The organism is Desulfobacter curvatus DSM 3379, from assembly GCF_000373985.1.
GTDB lineage: Bacteria > Desulfobacterota > Desulfobacteria > Desulfobacterales > Desulfobacteraceae > Desulfobacter > Desulfobacter curvatus.
In genome coordinates, this window is the sequence record NZ_KB893009.1 from 1 (window position 1) to 1,879 (window position 1,879).

The window sequence follows — 1,879 nt, forward strand, 5'->3', positions numbered from 1 at the left end:
TTTGTTTTATTCATGGGTCCCTCCTTAAAATATTGATGGGACCGTTATATCAGCTGCGGAGATTGAATTCATGCAGGCTTACCGGAGGGACACTATATTGCTAATACCGGTGATGACCGTGTCCTCTCCCTTGATATGACAACAGGTGAAATTGTAATATTTGCCGAGAGCATTAACGGTGCCGACGGACTGGCCATGGATGATGACGGCTGTCTCTGGGTTGCCGCAAACCAGGCTGACGCCCTGAAAAAACTTGACGGATACGGACGGGTTATCGATAGTATCGGTTCCTTCAAAGGCATCGGCAAAGATGGTGCCCCCCAAGGATTGCTTTTTCCAGCTAGCTTGGTCATCACTGGAAAATTCATCTACGTGACCAATCTTGCCCTGCCGCTGACCTCAGCAGTGGGGGATGAATTTGAAGAAGATGTCTCCCTGTACACTGTCTCCAAATTGGCCTTGAAATTAAATTCAGACAAAAAACAACGCTAAAAAGATTGATATAACGATGTACGTGCCGGAAGTCATTGAAATTAAACCTACTTTTTTTTCTGGCTTCCGACATTGCCCTTTTTTCAACTCTGGGTGTATCTCCGGTAAAAATCATCTTTCCATGTTTGCTAATGGCGTATGACAATCAATGGAACGAAAAAATGCGTTGGATAGGTAGGACGTCCTGGACGATGATTTTACATTAATAAATTTGAATAAACAGAATAGGTGTCGATCATACAAAATCCATTCGGTCCCGATTATGCCTCCCTGGAAGACACAGACTTTATGGCCAAGTACCAAGCCTCATGCTTTTGTGGAGCTGTTCGATATGAGGTAAGCGCAGATCCAGTGGATGCCAAAATTTGTCATTGCACGACTTGCCAGAGGCTACATGGAGCCCCTATGCAGTGGGCAGCGATTTTCCACAAACGCCATGTAAGGTTCACCACTGGTTTGGAGTATCTGGTTTTCTATAACAGCCATGGGCTGACCTGGTCTATCAGCACCCAGACTCAGCCCACAACGAAAGTAGAAAGATCTGTGCTAGTTACACAGACTTTTTTATAAACAGTGAACAAAACCTGCCGGAGCGCATTCTGCCTTGTAAAGTTCGCTGCGGCAAATGTGGCACACCCATTGCCGATGAGGCGCGCAGGATGTGGCTCGCTTTCCCATCATTGTTTGATTTCGGGCATCCAACCGTGGTGCCGGAAGCATTCAGGCCAACCTGTCATCTTTTCTATGGATCAAGGGTTGTTGAACCGCAAGACGATCTGCCCAAGTGGTCCGGGCACAAAAATCATTCCCAGCTACTGTAAACTGTTTCAACGATGAAACGGGAAAAATCATTTTTGGGCGAGACTTGAACTCGTAAGACCCGGACCGGAGGCTTTTGAGTCCTCTTAATCCTGAAAAAGTGGTTACTTTTTTCTGGGATTAAGAGCTTAAAGGGTTTGGTTTGAGGGTTACAGCCACAAGGAAAACCTTTGTTGCCCAGGCCCGGGTTGATGGGGAATCAAGACGAATTACCTTTGGACACTATGGTGCCTTTACCCCAAAACAAGCCCGAGACCAGGCCCAAAAAGAGCTTGCAGAAATGCTGAAAGGAAAAGACCCTCAGGAAAAGAAAAGAAGGGCTAAGGCCGAAAATGTCACCCTGGAACAGGTCATCAAATCGTATATCAAAGTCAAGAAATTAAAACCTCTTTCAATCAAAGATATCAACACCCACCTGAACTTGAATTTTGAAAATTGGAAAGATAAGCCTTTCTGCCGGGTTGATCGGGCCGCTGTTAACACGACAGCGACATATAAAATTATAGACGGAGTCTTTTTTATCTGATACACTTCCGGCCTACATGAAGAACTGTGGAGGAAGCTGTGA

Annotated in this window: 3 protein-coding genes; all 3 read left to right on the forward strand. The window is 45.6% G+C overall.

Annotation, left to right across the window (positions count from 1 at the left end; genetic code table 11):
* Window positions 1-135: 135 nt before the first annotated feature.
* The 3 genes from B147_RS0108420 to B147_RS0108425 all read left to right on the forward strand — a co-directional run bounded on the left by B147_RS0108420 (window position 136) and on the right by B147_RS0108425 (window position 1,837).
* Window positions 136-492, forward strand: a complete 357-nt coding sequence (locus tag B147_RS0108420; RefSeq protein WP_020586769.1) for a hypothetical protein — start codon at window positions 136-138, stop codon at window positions 490-492.
* 288 nt (window positions 493-780) lie between these two features.
* Window positions 781-1,062: a GFA family protein gene (locus B147_RS33635; protein WP_483782821.1), complete on the forward strand. Its 282-nt coding sequence runs from the start codon at window positions 781-783 to the stop codon at window positions 1,060-1,062.
* 391 nt (window positions 1,063-1,453) lie between these two features.
* On the forward strand, window positions 1,454-1,837 hold the full coding sequence (locus B147_RS0108425; RefSeq protein ID WP_020586770.1) for an Arm DNA-binding domain-containing protein: 384 nt from the start codon (window positions 1,454-1,456) through the stop codon (window positions 1,835-1,837).
* Window positions 1,838-1,879 lie beyond the last annotated feature (42 nt).

Coding starts and splice junctions, on each gene's coding strand:
- B147_RS0108420 (WP_020586769.1), top strand. CDS start 136: ATGACAACAGGTGAAATTGTAATATTTGCCGAGAGCATTAACGGTGCC.
- B147_RS33635 (WP_483782821.1), top strand. CDS start 781: ATGGCCAAGTACCAAGCCTCATGCTTTTGTGGAGCTGTTCGATATGAG.